12 protein-coding genes are annotated in these 15,537 nt (G+C 71.6%); 5 read left to right on the top strand and 7 right to left on the bottom strand.

What is annotated here, in order from left to right; genetic code table 11:
- Nucleotides 1–27: 27 nt before the first annotated feature.
- On the bottom strand, nt 28–1,194 hold the full coding sequence (gene rhaI / locus AC3IX6_RS35975) for an L-rhamnose isomerase (protein WP_489367466.1): 1,167 nt from the start codon (nt 1,192–1,194) through the stop codon (nt 28–30).
- A gap of 151 nt (nt 1,195–1,345) precedes the next feature.
- Here rhaI and AC3IX6_RS35970 point away from each other — a divergent pair, with 151 nt between their 5' ends.
- Nucleotides 1,346–2,365, top strand: coding sequence for a LacI family DNA-binding transcriptional regulator (locus AC3IX6_RS35970; RefSeq protein WP_489367465.1), 1,020 nt, complete (start codon nt 1,346–1,348; stop codon nt 2,363–2,365).
- Between the two features lie 163 nt (nt 2,366–2,528).
- On the opposite strand, the gene AC3IX6_RS35965 is transcribed toward AC3IX6_RS35970, so the two are convergent.
- The 3 genes from AC3IX6_RS35965 to AC3IX6_RS35955 form a co-directional block, all read right to left on the bottom strand.
- On the bottom strand, nt 2,529–5,429 hold the full coding sequence (locus AC3IX6_RS35965) for an ATP-binding protein (RefSeq protein WP_489367464.1): 2,901 nt from the start codon (nt 5,427–5,429) through the stop codon (nt 2,529–2,531).
- 69 nt (nt 5,430–5,498) lie between these two features.
- Nucleotides 5,499–6,902 (bottom strand): cytochrome P450, encoded by a 1,404-nt coding sequence (locus tag AC3IX6_RS35960; RefSeq protein WP_489367463.1) that lies wholly within the window; start codon nt 6,900–6,902, stop codon nt 5,499–5,501.
- A 14-nt stretch (nt 6,903–6,916) separates the two neighbouring features.
- Nucleotides 6,917–7,852: a terpene synthase family protein gene (locus AC3IX6_RS35955; protein WP_489367462.1), complete on the bottom strand. Its 936-nt coding sequence runs from the start codon at nt 7,850–7,852 to the stop codon at nt 6,917–6,919.
- A gap of 583 nt (nt 7,853–8,435) precedes the next feature.
- Here AC3IX6_RS35955 and AC3IX6_RS35950 point away from each other — a divergent pair.
- The 4 genes from AC3IX6_RS35950 (at nt 8,436) to AC3IX6_RS35935 (ending at nt 13,079) form a co-directional block, all read left to right on the top strand.
- Entirely contained in the window at nt 8,436–8,876 is a 441-nt protein-coding gene (locus AC3IX6_RS35950; RefSeq protein WP_489367460.1) for a hypothetical protein, read from the top strand.
- A gap of 190 nt (nt 8,877–9,066) precedes the next feature.
- Nucleotides 9,067–10,452, top strand: coding sequence for an MFS transporter (locus tag AC3IX6_RS35945; RefSeq protein ID WP_489367459.1), 1,386 nt, complete (start codon nt 9,067–9,069; stop codon nt 10,450–10,452).
- Nucleotides 10,453–10,557: 105 nt separating this feature from the next.
- On the top strand, nt 10,558–12,483 hold the full coding sequence (locus tag AC3IX6_RS35940; RefSeq protein ID WP_489367458.1) for a helix-turn-helix domain-containing protein: 1,926 nt from the start codon (nt 10,558–10,560) through the stop codon (nt 12,481–12,483).
- 92 nt (nt 12,484–12,575) lie between these two features.
- A complete protein-coding gene (locus AC3IX6_RS35935; protein WP_489367457.1) occupies nt 12,576–13,079 on the top strand; it encodes a GNAT family N-acetyltransferase in 504 nt (167 codons plus the stop codon).
- Nucleotides 13,080–13,100: 21 nt separating this feature from the next.
- Here the strand turns inward: AC3IX6_RS35935 and AC3IX6_RS35930 are convergent, their stop codons facing one another.
- The 3 genes from AC3IX6_RS35930 to AC3IX6_RS35920 form a co-directional block, all read right to left on the bottom strand.
- A complete protein-coding gene (locus tag AC3IX6_RS35930; RefSeq protein ID WP_489371663.1) occupies nt 13,101–13,784 on the bottom strand; it encodes a VOC family protein in 684 nt (227 codons plus the stop codon).
- A gap of 70 nt (nt 13,785–13,854) precedes the next feature.
- Nucleotides 13,855–14,532: a response regulator gene (locus AC3IX6_RS35925; RefSeq protein WP_489371662.1), complete on the bottom strand. Its 678-nt coding sequence runs from the start codon at nt 14,530–14,532 to the stop codon at nt 13,855–13,857.
- Between the two features lie 32 nt (nt 14,533–14,564).
- On the bottom strand, nt 14,565–15,488 hold the full coding sequence (locus AC3IX6_RS35920; protein ID WP_489367456.1) for a sensor histidine kinase: 924 nt from the start codon (nt 15,486–15,488) through the stop codon (nt 14,565–14,567).
- Nucleotides 15,489–15,537: the final 49 nt, after the last annotated feature.

Below are 15,537 nucleotides of genomic sequence, written 5' to 3'. Positions count from 1 at the left end.
TGCGGGCCGGCTCGCGTGGCGGACGGGTCAGGCCCCCCATCCGGCCTGGGCGCCGCCGACCCGCTCGGCGACGATCTTCTCGGCCCAGCCGCCGGCCCGGTAGGCCGCGACCGGGTTCGGGTCAAGCCCGGCCTCGGCGCGGACCTCGGCCAGCAGCGGACGGACGTCGGTGGCGTAGGCGTCCATCAGCACCTCGTTGGCGCCGAGTACATCGCCCGCGTACTGAGCGGCCGTCAGGGCCGTGCGGTCGACCAACAGGGCCTTGGCCGTGGCCTCCTGGACGTTCATCACCGAGCGGATGATCGCAGGGATCTTCGCCTCGATGTTGTGACACTGGTCGAGCATGAACGCGACGCCGGCCTCGGGGGCGAAGCCGCCGTTCCCGGTGACCTCGTGCAGGATCCGGAACAGCTGGAACGGATCGGCGGCGCCGACCATCAGGTCGTCGTCCGCGTAGAAGCGGGAGTTGAAGTCGAAGCCGCCGAGCTTCCCCTCGCGCAGCAGGAACGCGACGATGAACTCGATGTTGGTGCCGGGGGCGTGGTGGCCGGTGTCGACGACGACCGCGGCCCTGGGCCCGAGGCGCAGGCAGTGCGCGTACGCGGTGCCCCAGTCCGGGACGTCCGTGGCGTAGAACGCGGGCTCGAACAGCTTGTATTCCAACAGGATCCGCTGGTCGTCGCCGAGCCGCCCGTACACCTCCGACAGGGCGTCGGAGAGGCGTCGCTGGCGGGCCGAAATGTCATCCTGGCCTGGGTAGTTGGTGCCGTCGGAGAACCACAGCTTGAGGTCGCGCGAGCCGGTGGCGTCCATGATGTCGACGCATTCCAGCAGGTGGTCGAGAGCCTTGCGGCGCACCCGCGGGTCCGGATGGGTGACGGATCCGAGCTTGTAGTCCTCGTCCTGGAAGACGTTCGCGTTGATCGCGCCGATCTCCAGCCCGAGCTCGCGGGCGTGGGCGGACAGCGCACCGTAGTCCTCGACCCGGTCCCAGGGAATGTGCAGCGAGACCTTCGGGGCGACGCCGGTGGCGGCGTGCACCTGGGCCGCGTCGGCGAGCTTCTCGAACGGGTCGCGGGGCACACCGGGTTGGGCGAAGACCTTGAAGCGGGTTCCCGAGTTCCCGTAGCCCCACGAGGGCGTCTCGATGCGCTGGGCCCGAAGGGCGTCCTTCACGGCGGACCGGTCGGCCACGGAGCACCTCCCACGATATGAATCGTTTCAGCCAGACGGTAGGGGGGACCGCGGGAAGCGTCAAGCCGCCAGCAGGGGGCTATTGGTGTGATGTCGTAACCTGATCTCCGGATCGGCCGTCGGAGTCGGTGAAACCTTTCAGTGGTGGGACATGGGCGGCGCGGCGAGCATCAAGGACGTGGCACGGGCGGCCGGTGTGTCGGTCGGCACGGTCTCCAACGTGATCAACCGGCCGGAGTCGGTCGGCGAGGAGACCCGGGCCAGGGTCCGGGCCGCGATCGACCAGCTCGGCTACGTACGCAGCGAGTCGGCGCGCCAGCTGCGCTCCGGCAGCAGCCGGATCATCGGTCTGCTGGTCCTCGACCTGGGCAACCCGTTCTTCGTCTCCGTGGCGCGCGGGGCCGAGCAGGTGGCGCGCGCGGCGGGCCTGGGCGTGATGGTCTGCAACAGCGCTCAGCGGCTCGCCGACGAGGCGGACTACCTCGCCCTCTTCGCGGAGCAGCGGGTGCGCGGGGTGCTGCTGACCCCGGCCGACGCGGAGGGGTCGGGAGCGGCGGCGCTCCGTCGCGGCGGTGTGCCCTTCGTGCTGGTGGACCGGCTCGTCCAGGGGCTGGAGGCCTGCTCGGTGTCGGTGGACGACGTCGGGGGCGGCGCCCTGGCGGCCGGGCACCTGCTGGCGAGCGGCCACCGACGGATCGCGTTCGCGGGCGGCCGCCACCGGCTGCAGCAGGTCGCCGACCGTCGCAGCGGCGCGCTGCGGGCGCTGGCCGGCCGCGACGCCGTCCTGCTGGACCTGGAGGTGGACGGGCTGGACGTGGCGGCGGGCCGCGACGCCGGCGCCCGCCTGCTGGGGATGCTGCCGAGACCCACCGCGGTGTTCTGCGCGAACGATCTGCTGGCCCTCGGGATGCTGCAGGCCGCGTTCGCCGCGGGCCTGCGGGTACCCGAGGACCTCGCGATCGTCGGCTACGACGACATCGAGTTCGCCGCGGCGGCCGCGGTGCCGCTGACCTCGGTGCGCCAGCCCGCGGAGGCGATGGGGCGGACGGCGGCCGAGATGCTCGCCGAGGAGACCGGCCCGGGCGGCGCGGCCCACCGGCACCGACAGGTCGTGTTCGAGCCGGAGCTGGTGGTACGGCGTTCGACGCTGGGCGTGCCGCTGCCCGGCTGAGCGCGGCGTTGCCGTGCCGCGGGCGAGGAGTCCGAGGGGCGCCCGCACCGGCGGCCCGTTCGAAGTAGCCCGCCGGCAGAACGTCCGGGGCCGATCAGTCGGGGATCGCGTTCACCGGGGACGCCGGCGCCGGCCCGGGCTCCCCTCCGGGCCGGCCCCGCGATCAGGCTTCGAGCGCCCGGTGCAGTCCGAGCCGGTCGGTGCCCAGTTTCGTGAAGACCGCGGACAACAGCTCGGTCACCGCTTGGGCGTTGGTGTGCATCGCCGCGGCGATCGCCCTGTTGTCCATCCCCGTCGAGGCGTGGCGGGCAGCCGTGAGCTCGGCGACGGTCAAGGTGTCCTGCTCGGAGGTGTGCAGACGGCGAGGCCGCAGACCTGCCGAGGCCAGCTGGGTCCTGGCCCGGCTCACGAGCCCGTCGGCGCCGCAGTCGGCGGCCAACTCCATGCCCCGATAGGTCTGTTGTGCCGCCAGGTGTGGGTCACCGATGGCGTGCAGGGCCATGCCGTGGTCGATGAGCGCGTGCGCGAGTTCGCAGGCGGCCGGTGACTGTTCGAGGTGCTCCACCGCTTCCTGCAGCAGGATCGCCGCCTGGGACGGGTCCGTGGCCGCGGCCGCGACGCGCAGGGCGTGTCCGATCACGCTGGACGTCCCGAACGCGCGGGCCCGCGCGACCGCTTCGGCCGCCGTGGCCCGTGCCTGCTCGGGCGCGTGCGTTGCCTGCGCGAGCGCCAGGTCCAGCTGCCAGGGGCTCCACGAGGGATTGCGCGTTCCGCGCAGATCCAGGCGCCGGCCGGCTGCGGAGAGGTGGTGCTCCGCCTCCTCGATCCTGTCCTGGGCCAGGAGCAGTTTGCCCCACACGGCCTGCGGATCGGGATAGACCACGGCCTGGGGGAAGCCGTCCGCCAGCTTGTAGGCCTTGGCGATGCGCTGGGCCTCGGCGGTGTTCCCCCGGGCGAGCAGGGTCTCGATGAGGGTTCCGATCGCGTACCACTGCGCCGGGATCCCGGTGCCGACGCGGTCGGCGATCTGCAAGCCGTTGCGTACGAAGTCCTCGGCCTCGGCGAGCTGCCCGCGCCGGTAGCGGACGTAGCCGAGCAGGGTGTAGACGAACGACAGGTGCGCGCCGCGCCAGCCCTTCCCCTCGAACTCGACGATCGCGGTGTTGAAGAGGTCCTCGGCCCGGCCGGGCTGGTCGCAGTACATGAGCGTGACCGCGAGGACGGCGGGCACCTCGAAGCCGAAGTCCTGGTCGGTCCAGCTCATGCCCCCGTCAAGCGCCTGTTCCGCGTACTCCAGGGCGGTGGAGGCGGGCTCGCCGCGCATCGCGGCGTCCCAGGCCCGCAGACCGAGGATGTGCCGCTCGGGCAGACCCCGACCGGTGAGCCGCTTGGCGAACTGGGCGAGGAGCCGGGAGCGGGCGGGCGAGTTCTCCTCGTCGAACCGGACGGCGTTCCATTTGAACTGCTCGGCCTGCATGCGCAGCCGCGTACGGGAGCTCGTGGCACGCCGGGCCTCCTCCGCGAGGAGCCCTGCCGCCAGACCCAGCTGCCCCGTGTGGCCGAGCGCCTGGGCGAGCCGGTACGTGATCGCCTCGCGCAGGGCCTGGTCGGTCTTGGGCTCCTCCAGCGCGGCCCTGAGCTGGTTGATCGTCGTCGCGGGATCGTGCAGGAGGTTGGCGGATCCGAGTTCGAACAGGACCTCGGCGCGGTCCTCCACCTCCGGGGGCTCGCGCAGGGCACGTGCCAGGTAGCGGCGCGCGGCATCAGGAGCGCCCGCGGAGAAGCTCTCGCGCGCGGCCTGACGCAGCTGCTGTACGACCCACGGGTCGCCCTCGGGGTGCATCTCCAGCAGGTGGCGGGCGCCGGCAGCGGAACCCTGCCCGTCGTCGATCACGGCCTGGGCGGCCATCCCGTGCATGGCTACCCGTACACCGGGCGGAATCGAGCGGTACACGGCGGTGGCGATGAGCGGGTGGAAGAACTCCACGACTTCCTTGCGCCGTACGCCCGTGAGGACGGTCAGGATCCGTGCGGCCCGCAGCCGGTCGACGGCCTCGGCGGCCTGCGCCTCACCGAGGGCGGCCACGCCCCCGACGATGCCGAGGGGGACCGCGGTGCCGAGCACGGCGGCGGCCCACGCGAGCCGGACGGTGGACGGGCCGAGCTGTTCGAGCCGGTCGATCAGGCCGCTGCCCTTGACCGCGGAAGCCAGGTCGCGCAGTTGGGCGATGTTGCCCTGGTGCGGCTTCAACCCCCGGTCGCGGCCCTTCATGACCAGCTCGACCACCTCGAAGGGGTTTCCACCGGTGATCGCCCAGCATTCGCGGCAGAACACGTTGTCCGCGTTCTCACCGAGGGCGTCGCGCACGATGCGCGCGACGGCGCTCGTGGTCAGGGGAGCCAGCTCGTGCGGGCGCGTCCCCTGGCGTCCCATGAGGGCGCGCAGCGCGCCGGCGTCGGCGGGGATCTCGTCGGGCCGGCAGGCCACCATGATCAGCATGGCCAGTTCCTCGGCGCGCGCCGCGAAGGAGGTGAGCCAGCTCAGGGACTCCGCGTCCGCCCAGTGCGCGTCGTCGACGATCAGCACGACGGGGGCGTTGCGCACCGCTAAGTGCGTGACCACCCAGTCGAGTCCGTCGCGCACGCCCTGCGGGTCGGGCCCCGTCGGACCCTTCGGGGCGGCGGTCAGCCCGAGCGCGGGGGCGATGATGCCGTACCAGTTGCCGAGCGCGTCGCGCCGTTCGTCCTCGCTCATGGCGGCGAGGGCCGGCTGGATGAGCTGGCGCATCACGTGGAACGGGACCTGCCGCTCCTGCTCGCCGCCGCGCGCGAAGAGCACGGTGCAGGAGCGGTCGGCGGCGTGGCGGCGGGCCTCGCTCAGCAGGGTGGTCTTGCCTATGCCGGCCGATCCGGCGAAGGTCAGGACGCCCCCGCTGCGGTTGGCCGAGCCATTGCCCGAGATGCCGCAGAGTGCGTCCACCGCGCGTTGGATCGCGAGGACTTCCGCCTCCCGCTCCAGCAGGGGCTGAGCGTTCCAGCTTCTCGGTTCCGTGACCTGCGACATCCCTTGCCCCCTCCAGCACGTGCGGCAGAGTGTACGGGCCGGAGGAGGAGTTGATGCTGTTTCAGCACACTATTGCGGCATCTCATCACTCGGATGAGAAGAGTGTTGTATCTTCCGCGCCACGGGAATCATCGGCAGCTCGCTGGGTTGCGGGATCCCTGCGGGAAGTTCGCGCACGGTGACGCCCGGGGCTGGCTTCAGGTGCCATCGCGAGGCGACGGTCGCCACCGCGGTCAGGATCTCCGCCACGGCGAAGGAATCGCCGATGCACTTGTGCTGGCCGGCCCCGAACGGGACGTAACCGTGAGTACGGGAACGCTCCTTCGCCCCCTTCTGCCAGCGGTCCGGGTCGAAGACGCCGGGGTCGGGGAAAAGCACGGGGTCCCGGTGCAACGTGTACGGACTGTAGGCCAGTTCCGCGCCGGCCGGGATCGAGATTCCGCCGAGGGTGAGGGGGGCCAGGGCCCTGCGGGTGAAGAGCAAGGGGGAATGCAGGCGCAGGGCTTCCTGGAAGACGTCGTGCGTGTAGGTCAGCGCGGGTATGTCTTCGGGACGCACGGGTCGGGACCCCACCACTGAGTCGACCTCGGCGTGGACGCGCGCCTCCACCTCGGGGTGCCGGCCGATCTCGTGGAAGATCCAGGACAGGGTGGTCGCAGAGGTCTCGGTGCCGGCGAGCATGATGGCGATGACCTCGTCCCGCACCTGCTCGGCAGCCATCGTCGAGCCCGTCTCGGAGTCCACGCCCGCCAGCAGCATGGAGAGCAGGTCGTGGCGGTCGCCCCGGTCGGCCGGCTCCTCGGCGCGGTACTGCTCGATCACCTCGTCGATGACCCGGCGCAGTCGGGCGGCCGCGCCGTCGAACCGCCGGTTGTACGGAATGGGCAGCCGGTCCAGCGACTTGGGCATGACCGCCCGTACGAGCATGCCCTCCAGGACGATGGGCAGCGAGCGGTGCACCTCGTCGACGGCGGGCCGGCTCAGCTCCCCCGAGAAGATCATCTCGGCGACCGAGGACATCGCGTACCCGCGCGCCTCCGTGACCATGGAGATCTCACGGCCGGCCGTCCACGACGCGGACATCGCCTCCGCCTGCCGGCACATCACCTCGGCGTACTCCGCGATGTGGTTCCGGTGGAAGGCGGGTTGCATCATCCGGCGCTGCTTGCGGTGAAAGTCGCCGTCGGTGGTCACGATCCCGTTGCCGAAGACCGGGCGGAGCCTCTCGAAGATCCTTCCCCGGCCGAACTGCTGCGCCTGCTGGACCAGTACCGAGTGGACGTGCTCCGGGCTCGTCAGCATGTGGACGGGCCAGGTGCCGATGTCGAGCCGTACGATGTCGCCGTGTTCCCGGAGCGACTCCAGGAACGCTATCGGCCGGCGCCACAGTTGCAGCGCGTGCCCCAGGAGCGGTAACCGTCCTGGGGCGACCGGAGCGTGGACCTCGGGACCGGAATGAGCTTCAGTTGCCATGAACTGACTTTCCGTCACGCCGCGGAGACAAGATCCGGGCGGGTGTACGCAGACTCCAGTCCGGCCGCGAACCGTTCGTCGCTGTACCGCGTGCACTCGTAACGCTGCCACAGATCGGCGCCGATCATCCAGTCCTCGTAACTGCGCACGCAGCGGGTGACCGCGTCGACCAGCGACGGGTCCGTCCCGGGGAGCGCATTGACGGCCTGAATCAGACGTTCTTCTTCGGTCAGATACTGCTCGATGCGCTCCTGAATACGCGCCTCGACCGCCTGGACGGCGTCGGGGAGGGAGCACCTCTCCCAGAAGGAGATGAGGGAGACGAGGTTGTTGGTGTCCCCGCAGGCGTGCTCCTTAGGCAGGGAGAACACGTCGTTGCCCCATGAGATGACGTCGAGCACGCTCGCGGCGAGAGCTTGGAACTCGGGGAGGTCGTGGACGTTCTGCGGGAGGTCGATCCCGAGCCCGGCCTCCACCATGTCCATCATCGGAAGGATCTGGGAGCTGTGGCGGCGCATGAGGACGTACTCCTGAACCCCCGGGCACCTCGTGGTGGCACGGTTGCCCGCCTCCTGGTCCAAGGAGTCGAGCATGAGGGGGACATGGGCGCGGTACCGGGCCGCGGTCCCCTCGGTCATGCCGGCCAGGATCCGGTCGCACAGGTCGACGAATCCCGTCACCAACGGATTCCGGCCCGCTGCCGACCTCTCGATCCGCCCCGTTCGCAGATAGCCGGTGATCGCATCGGTGACGGGCCGCCAGGCCGCGACCTCTCCCGTCCTGATGAGGTGGTCGTGCTGGTCGTCCAGGACGAACGACCAGGCCATCCACTCGGCGAGCAAGAGGACCCGCTCGTAGGGGACGTCACCGCTCACCCGGCCGGCCAGGTGGCCCACGCCGATGCCCGAGAACTGCTCGGCCGCGGCGGTCACGAGCTCGTGTTGCAGCACCCACGAGGTCGCCTCGGCGTTCGCCCGGGCGGCCTCGGGATGCTTGGAGTTTCCGAATGGAAGGTGAAAATCGGGGACGGAAAAAGAACTGAGCTGGGCCATTGATCCCCCACGGAAGAATCGGATTCGTCAATACCCGCTCACTACACGACCACGCTGTACACCCGCGACCCAAACACCCCTCTACTGCGACATCGCCACGACCACACCAGGTGACGGGCGGAACGAACCGGTCACGGACTGGCCTGATCCAGCCTACCTGCGACCACATCAGGCCACCTGTGAACTCATTTATCCTCAAGACGCAGCACGCTGTCAACGTTGGGAGGGTGAACGCGGGTAATCCATCCCGGAATTGCCGAAATCGCATTCCTTTTGAATGTGCGAGTGGCATAGTCGATTGCGTTCGGGGCGCCTGGGACCAGGGGTGCCGTAGAGCAGGCAGCCGATGCCGGCCGGGTGGCCGAAGAGCGCCGTCGGAGCGCGGGCCCCTGCCTACACTGCTCAGGGCAACGGCCGTTGGGGGAAGGGCGGAAACATGACCGAGAATCTTCCGTCGGACCCCGGAGGGCCTGGAACGCAAGTGGATCCCGGCGGATCGGGAGGCGGCCTGGAGACCGACGTCCTCGGCTCCCATCTGGAGTTCTTACGGACGCGGTTGGGCGGGGAGCGGTTCGAGGTACTCGTCCGGGCCGTGCAGGCCACTTGCACGCTCCTGGCCGAGGACCAGCAGGTCCTCCTGGGAGGGCCGCAGGAGGGCGAGCTCACCCCCGACCTCCGGGGAGAGTACCTGTCCCTCATGGCAGTGATGATCACTGGACACCTCGACCACCACCTGGTCGAGTTCAGGACCTTCGACGGCGGCAAGGGCTGGGCGGTCGTGGAGAACGTCCGCACCCGTCACCGACACCCCGGCGCACCCCCGGCCGCTCGCGACGCGGCGCGATACGCGTGGTTCGACGGCCGCCTCGACGGCATCGCCCGCGCGGCCGACTCCCCGGCAGCCCCTCCTCAACAGCCGTGACTCCGCGATTCCGGCGGGGGCCTTCCACCCGCTTCCGGAGGGGTCCGAGGGAATCGGTCCGGACCTTATGGTGGTCGGACACACTCAGGTGGGGTTGATTGTGACGGCACGCCACATATACCGGTGACCTGCGGACTTCTACGTTGTGGCCACACCCGACGTCCCCGCAGACACCCTGGAAGTGGTTCACATGGCCTCCACCGCAGCCGACCCGAAGGCTCCGTCCGGCATCAGACGGATCGTCGCCGCCAGCCTCATCGGGACCACCATCGAGTGGTACGACTTCTTCCTCTACGGGACCGCCGCCGCCCTGGTCTTCAACAAGCTGTTCTTCCCCACCGCGGATCCGCTCACGGGCACCCTGATCGCCTTCCTCACCTACGCCATCGGCTTCCTCGCCCGGCCGCTGGGCGGGGTGGTCTTCGGGCACTTCGGGGACAAGGTCGGGCGCAAGAAGCTGCTGGTGCTCAGTCTGCTGATGATGGGCGGCGCGACCTTCGCGATGGGGCTGCTGCCCACCCACGCGAGCATCGGGGTCGCGGCGCCGATCCTGCTGACCGCGCTGCGCCTGGTGCAGGGGTTCGCGCTGGGCGGCGAGTGGGGCGGGGCCGTGCTGATCGTGTCCGAGCACGGCGGGGCCGAACACCGCGGGTTCTGGGCCTCCTGGCCGCAGTCCGGGGCGCCCGGCGGGAACCTGCTCGCCACCGGCGTGCTGGCGCTGCTCGCCGCCGTGCAGTCGGATGCCGCGTTCCTCTCCTGGGGCTGGCGGATCCCGTTCCTGCTCTCGGGGGTCCTCGTGATGGTCGGGCTGTGGATCCGCCTCTCGGTGTCCGAGTCCCCCGTCTTCCTCGCGGCGCAGGCCGAGGCGGCCGGCCGGGCCGAGGTGGAGAAGGCACCCGTGGTGCAGGTGTTCCGCAAGGACTGGCGCCAGGTGCTGACCGCCATCGGCACCCGCTTCGGCGAGAACATCTCGTACTACGTGCTCACCTCCTTCCTCCTCGTCTACGTCACCACCCACCTCGGGCTCCCCAAGACCACCGCGCTCAACGCGCTCCTGATCGGCTCGGCCGTCCACTTCCTGACCATCCCGGCCTGGGGCGCGCTCTCGGACCGGATCGGGCGCCGGCCGGTGACGCTGATCGGTTCGGTCGGCATGGCGCTGTGGGCGTTCGCGTTCTTCGCGCTGGTGGACTCGAAGTCCTTCGTGGTCATCACCCTCGCCGTCACGGCCGGGCTGTTGCTGCACGGGGCCATGTACGGGCCGCAGGCCGCCTTCATCTCGGAGATGTTCGACACCAAGGTCCGCTACTCGGGCGCCTCGATGGGCTCCCAGCTCGCCTCGATCGTCGCGGGGGCCCTGGCCCCGATCATCGCCGTCGAGCTCCTGAAGGACTACGGCTCCTCCGTGCCGGTCTCCGTCTACCTGTCCGCAGCGGCCCTCGTCACCACCCTGACCGTCCTCTTCGCCCGCGAGACCCGGGGCCGCGACCTGTCCGTCCCGAAGGCGGGAGCGGCGGCGCCGACCGGGGTGGCCGCGCAGAGCGGGTACGCCGGCGCGGTCTCCGATCCCGCCTGACCCCACCCGCCTGGCCCCGCCCGCCCCACGGGCCGCCCGCCGTGACCGGTGCCTCCGGTCCGGCGGGCGGACCCGCTCACCACCCCGTAGCGAAGGGCTGCCAGCATGGCCCCCGTGAACGATCCCTCCGCGCCCGCGGCCGCGTTGCGGCAGCTCCTGGACCTGCTCGCCCAGGGCGCTCCCGCCGAGCACTTCGCGCGGCCCGGCGCGCAGGCCCGTACCGCCGGTGCCGGCGCCGCCGATCAGGCCCTCGTGGAGGAGGCGACCCGCGTCGCCCTCGACATCCGGCGCACGCTCGACCAGCACCGCAGGCGCGAAGCGGAGCTCACCGCCCTGTTCGACACCGCCGGCGACCTCGCGGCGCTGCGCGATCTCGACGCGGTGCTACGGGCCATCGTGCGGCGGGCCCGGACCCTGCTCGGCACGGACTGCGCCTATCTCACGCTCAACGACCCCGTGGTGGGCGATACGTTCATGCGCGTCACCGACGGCTCCGTCTCCGCCGCCTTCCAGCAGTTGCGCCTCGGCATGGGCGAGGGCCTCGGCGGTCTCGTCGCGCAGACGGCCCGGCCGTACGCCAGCTCCGACTACCGCGCCGACGACCGCTTCCGGCACACCAGCACGATCGACGCCGGGGTCCGCGAGGAGGGGCTGCGGGGCATCCTCGGCGTGCCGCTGCGCGTCGCCTCCCGGGTCATCGGGGTGCTCTACGCCGCCGACCGGTCGGTGCGCGAGTTCGCCCCCGACGCGGTCGCACTGCTCTCCTCGCTGGCCGACCACGCCGCCGTCGCCATCGACGGGGCGCGGCTCCTGGAGGAGACCCGTACGGCACTGGTCGAGCTCAACGCCGCCACCGAGACCGCCCGGGCCCACAGCGAGGCCGCGCGGCTGGCCACCGAGACCCACGACCGGCTCACCGATCTGGTCCTGCGCGGCGGGGACGTCACCGATGTGGCCCGGGAGGTGGCCGCGCTGCTCCGGGGCGGACTGGTGGTGCACGACGCCGACGGCGCCGAGCTGGCCCGGGTCGCCACCGACCCGATCGGCGCCCCCGCCCAGGGGGTGGCGGCCTCCCGTTCCGGCGGCCGGGCCGTACCGGTCGACGGGGTGTGGGTCTGCGCGGTCCTGGCCGGGCCCGAACTCCTGGGCAGCATCGCCCTGACGGGCAGGGCGGACCTGTCGGACAGCGACCGGCGGCTGTTCGAGCGCACCGGGCTGGTCACCGCGCTCCTCCTGCTGCTGCGCCGCTCGGTGGCCCACGCCGAGGACCGGGTGCGCGGCGAGCTCCTCGGCGAACTGCTGACCCCGCGGAGCCCGGGCCACACCCCCGACACCGACAGCCGCAGGATCCGCGCCCGCAAACTCGGCGTGGACCTCGCACGCCCCCACTCCCTCCTGGTGCTCCACTGCGACGCTTCGCTGCGGCCCCGGCTGTCGACGGAGGCGGCACGCCGCGCCCGCGCCCTCGACGGCCTGGCCGGGCTGCACGAGGGCCACGTCGTACTGCTGGCCCCCGCCGAGCGGCCCCCCGGGCACCTCGCGCGCTCCCTGGCGGCGGAGCTGGGGCAGGCGGTGGGCGCGCCCGTCACCGTGGGCTCCGCCGGACCGGCCGGCGACCCGGGCGGGCTGCCGGCCGTGTACGCCGAGGCCGTACGGTGCCTGCGGGCCCTGCACGCACTGGGCCACGCCGGCCACGGGGCCGCCCTGCCGGACCTGGGCTTCGTCGGCCTGCTGCTCGGGGACCACGGTGACGTCGGCGGGTACGTCGACCAGGTGCTCGGCCCCGTCATCGACTACGACGCCCAGCGCGGCACCGAGCTGGTGCGCACCCTCCAGGCCTACTACGTCCACGGGGCGAGCCTCTCCAAGGCCAAGGAGGCGCTGCACATCCACGTGAACACCGTCGTGCAGCGCCTCGACCGGATCGGCCGGCTCCTGGGCGAGGACTGGAACTCCCCCGCCCGCGCCCTGGAGCTCCAACTCGCCCTGCGCCTGCACCTCCTGTCGAACTCCGGCCCGCCCGCGGCCTGAGCCGAGGCACGCGCCCGCACTCCACACTCCGCGCCCCTCGCTCCGCACTCCCGCCCGCGATGCGCGGTGACCCATGGGGCAGAGTGGGGAGCATGACTCCGTACGAGACGATGTCGTTCCACCTGGAGACCGAGCGGCTGATCCTGCGGCCGTGGGCCGAGTCGGACGCTGCCGCGTTCTGCGACCTCCTCGCCGAACGCGGCAAGGGAACCCACGCGGTCGAGGACATCCGGAGGTCCATAGCCGAGCTGCTCGCCGCGACGGCGACGACGGGGATCGCCCTGCTGCCCATCCAGCGTCGCGCCGAGGGTGATTTCATCGGCTACTGCGGGCTGATCATCGGCCGCTCCACCCTGGAGGAGCCGGAGATCGCGTACGAGCTGTTCCAGAGCACCCACGGACGTGGCTACGCCACCGAGGCGGCCGGGGCGGTGATCGATGCCGCCATCGCGACCGGACGGAAGCGGCTCTGGTCGACCGTCGGTCCCTGGAACACGGCCTCGCTCCGCGTCCTCGAGAAGACCGGCTTCGAGCGGCATCGCGTGGCCACGGACGACCGTGGCGAGCACGTATGGCTCACCCGCGAACTGCCGTGACGCGAGGGCTGGTCACAGTCATCAACCGTCGCGGCCCTGCCATGTGGTCACGCAGACTTCGTTCCCCTCCAGGTCGGAGAGCACCCAGAAGGCGGGGGCACGGGTCGCGGACACCAGCCGGCCCCCAGCCGCCAGTGCGCCCTCGATCCGCCGCGGTGCCTCGTCATGCGGAACACAGATGTCGAAGTGGATGCGATTGCGCTGCGGGCGCGCCCGGTCCATCCGCTGGAACCAGACGGCCGGGCCCTGCCCGACCGGGTCGACGAGCGGATCCTCCGGTCCCTCGGCGCCCGCCTCGTCCGCATAGCCCAGCACGGCCTTCCAGAACGGCCGGATCCCGGCGATGTCCAGTGCATCGACGGCGATCTCCAGAACCTGGACGGACCGCGGTGCTCCGGTCCCGATGTCGGGCCCGGCCGGAAACCCGGACGCGTCCGCGGCGGCGGAGATCCGGCGTGCGAGTTCGACATCCCGGGTGGTAACCCCTGCGCGGTCCAACGACTGCAGGGTGAAGACGACCCGATCGGGGCGGACATCGACCCGAAGGTGCCGGTCGGCGTCGTCGCCGCACACCGCGACGGCCTCCGCTGCCAAGCCGATCGCCTCAGCCAACGATCCGACCGGGACCGCCGTAAGCAAACTGCCCAGCAGGAAGCGCCACCCGTATTCCTGAACCGCCTCCGACGCTTCCCGCCGACTCACCATCTGCTCCACGGCCACATCCTTCCAGTCCGTCCCCCACGTCAGCCCCGCCCGCCGAGGAAACAGGCAGGCCTTAAGGCGTCCCCGGAGTGACCAGGCCCGTTTCGTAGGCCAGGACGACCGCCTGGGCGCGGTCGCGCAGGCTCAGCTTGGCGAAGATCCGGGCCACGTGGGTCTTCACGGTGGCCTCGCTGAGCGTGAACTCCTGGGCCAGTTCGGCGTTGGAGAGCCCGTGGCCCATGAGGGTCAGCACCTCCCGCTCGCGCGGGGTGAGGGCGTCCAGGTCGGGGTGGGGTGCCGCCGTCCCGCCGCTGCGGGCGGCCGATGCCGAGGCGCAGCGCTCCACCAGCCGGCGGGTGATCGACGGGGAGAGCAGCGCGTCGCCGGTGTCGACCAGCCGTACGGCGTTGGCGAGGTACTCCGGGGTGACGTCCTTGAGCAGGAACCCGCTGGCTCCGGCGGCGAGGGCGGCGTAGACGTACTGGTCGAGGTCGAAGGTGGTCAGCATGATCACCCGGCATTCCGGTGCTTCGGCGAGGATCTGGCGGGCGGCCTCCAGTCCGTCCAGGCGGGGCATGCGTATGTCGAGGAGGACGACGTCGGGACGCAGCCGGCGGACTTCCGAGACGGCCTCCACTCCGTCGGCGGCCACCCCCACCACGTCGATCCCCCGGGCGGTGAGGATCATGCGGAATCCGGTGCGGACGAGTTCCTGGTCGTCGGCGATGACCACCCGGGGCGAGGCCGTCATCCGGTCCGGCTCGGCGGCCGGGGCCTGCGTGGTCACGGCCGCTCCAGCGGGAGGCGGGCGCGCACCCGGTAGCCGCCGCCCAGTCGGCGGCGTGCGTCGAAGTCCCCTCCGTAGACGGCGACCCGCTCGCGCAGCCCGACCAGCCCGTGCCCCGCACCGTCCGCCTTCGGGCGCGACGCGGTGGCGGCGGTGGCCGCGGTGACAGTGGTCGACGCGGCCGGGGCGGGCTTGCCCGTGGCCGCCGGTATGTGGTCTCCGGACAGCACGCTCGGTCCGCTGTTGAGCACCTCGACCCTCAGTGCCTGGTCCGCGTATCTCACCGTCACCTCGGCCTTCACCCCGTCCCCGTGTTTGAGTGCGTTGGTCAGCGCCTCCTGGATGATCCGGTAGGCGGTGACGTCGATCCCGGCCGGCAGCGGCCGCGGTTCGCCGGATATCCGTACCTCGACCGGCAGCCCGGCGAAGGCTATCCGGTCGATGAGCGGACTGAGCCGGCTCAGACTCGGCTGTGGCGCCAACTCCGCGACCGGGTCCCGTCTTTCGGTGGCTCCGCCCCCGTACGGTTCGTCACGGCCGTCCTGTGCGGGCGCGAGCAGGCCCAGCAGGTGACGCAGTTCGGTCATGGTCGTACGCCCGGCCTTCTCCACGGCGGCCATCGCGGCCGCCGCCTCCACCGGCATCGTCGCCAACACCTCGCGGGCGGCCCCGGCTTGGACGATCATCAGGCTGACGTTGTGGCTGACTATGTCGTGGAGCTCCGCCGCGATCCGGGCCCGCTCCGCGTCCACCGCCGTCCGGGCAGCGGTCTCCCGCTCCCGCTCCAGCAGCCAGCCGCGCTCCTCGATCGCCGCCCGGTGCGCCGCGCGGGCCCGCAGGAGCGCCATGGTCAGCCCGAACCCCGCCGTCACGGCACCCGCCGCGGCCACCACGGCAGCGACCACCCATCCCGTCGTCACAGCAACTCCCCCTCCCCCGCCCCCGCGCGTGGACCTCACGGACCTCACG

The organism is Streptomyces sp. GL_141 (assembly GCF_057834385.1).
Note: the sequence above shows the minus strand (reverse complement) of the source record. Positions and strands in the feature narration are given on the sequence as shown.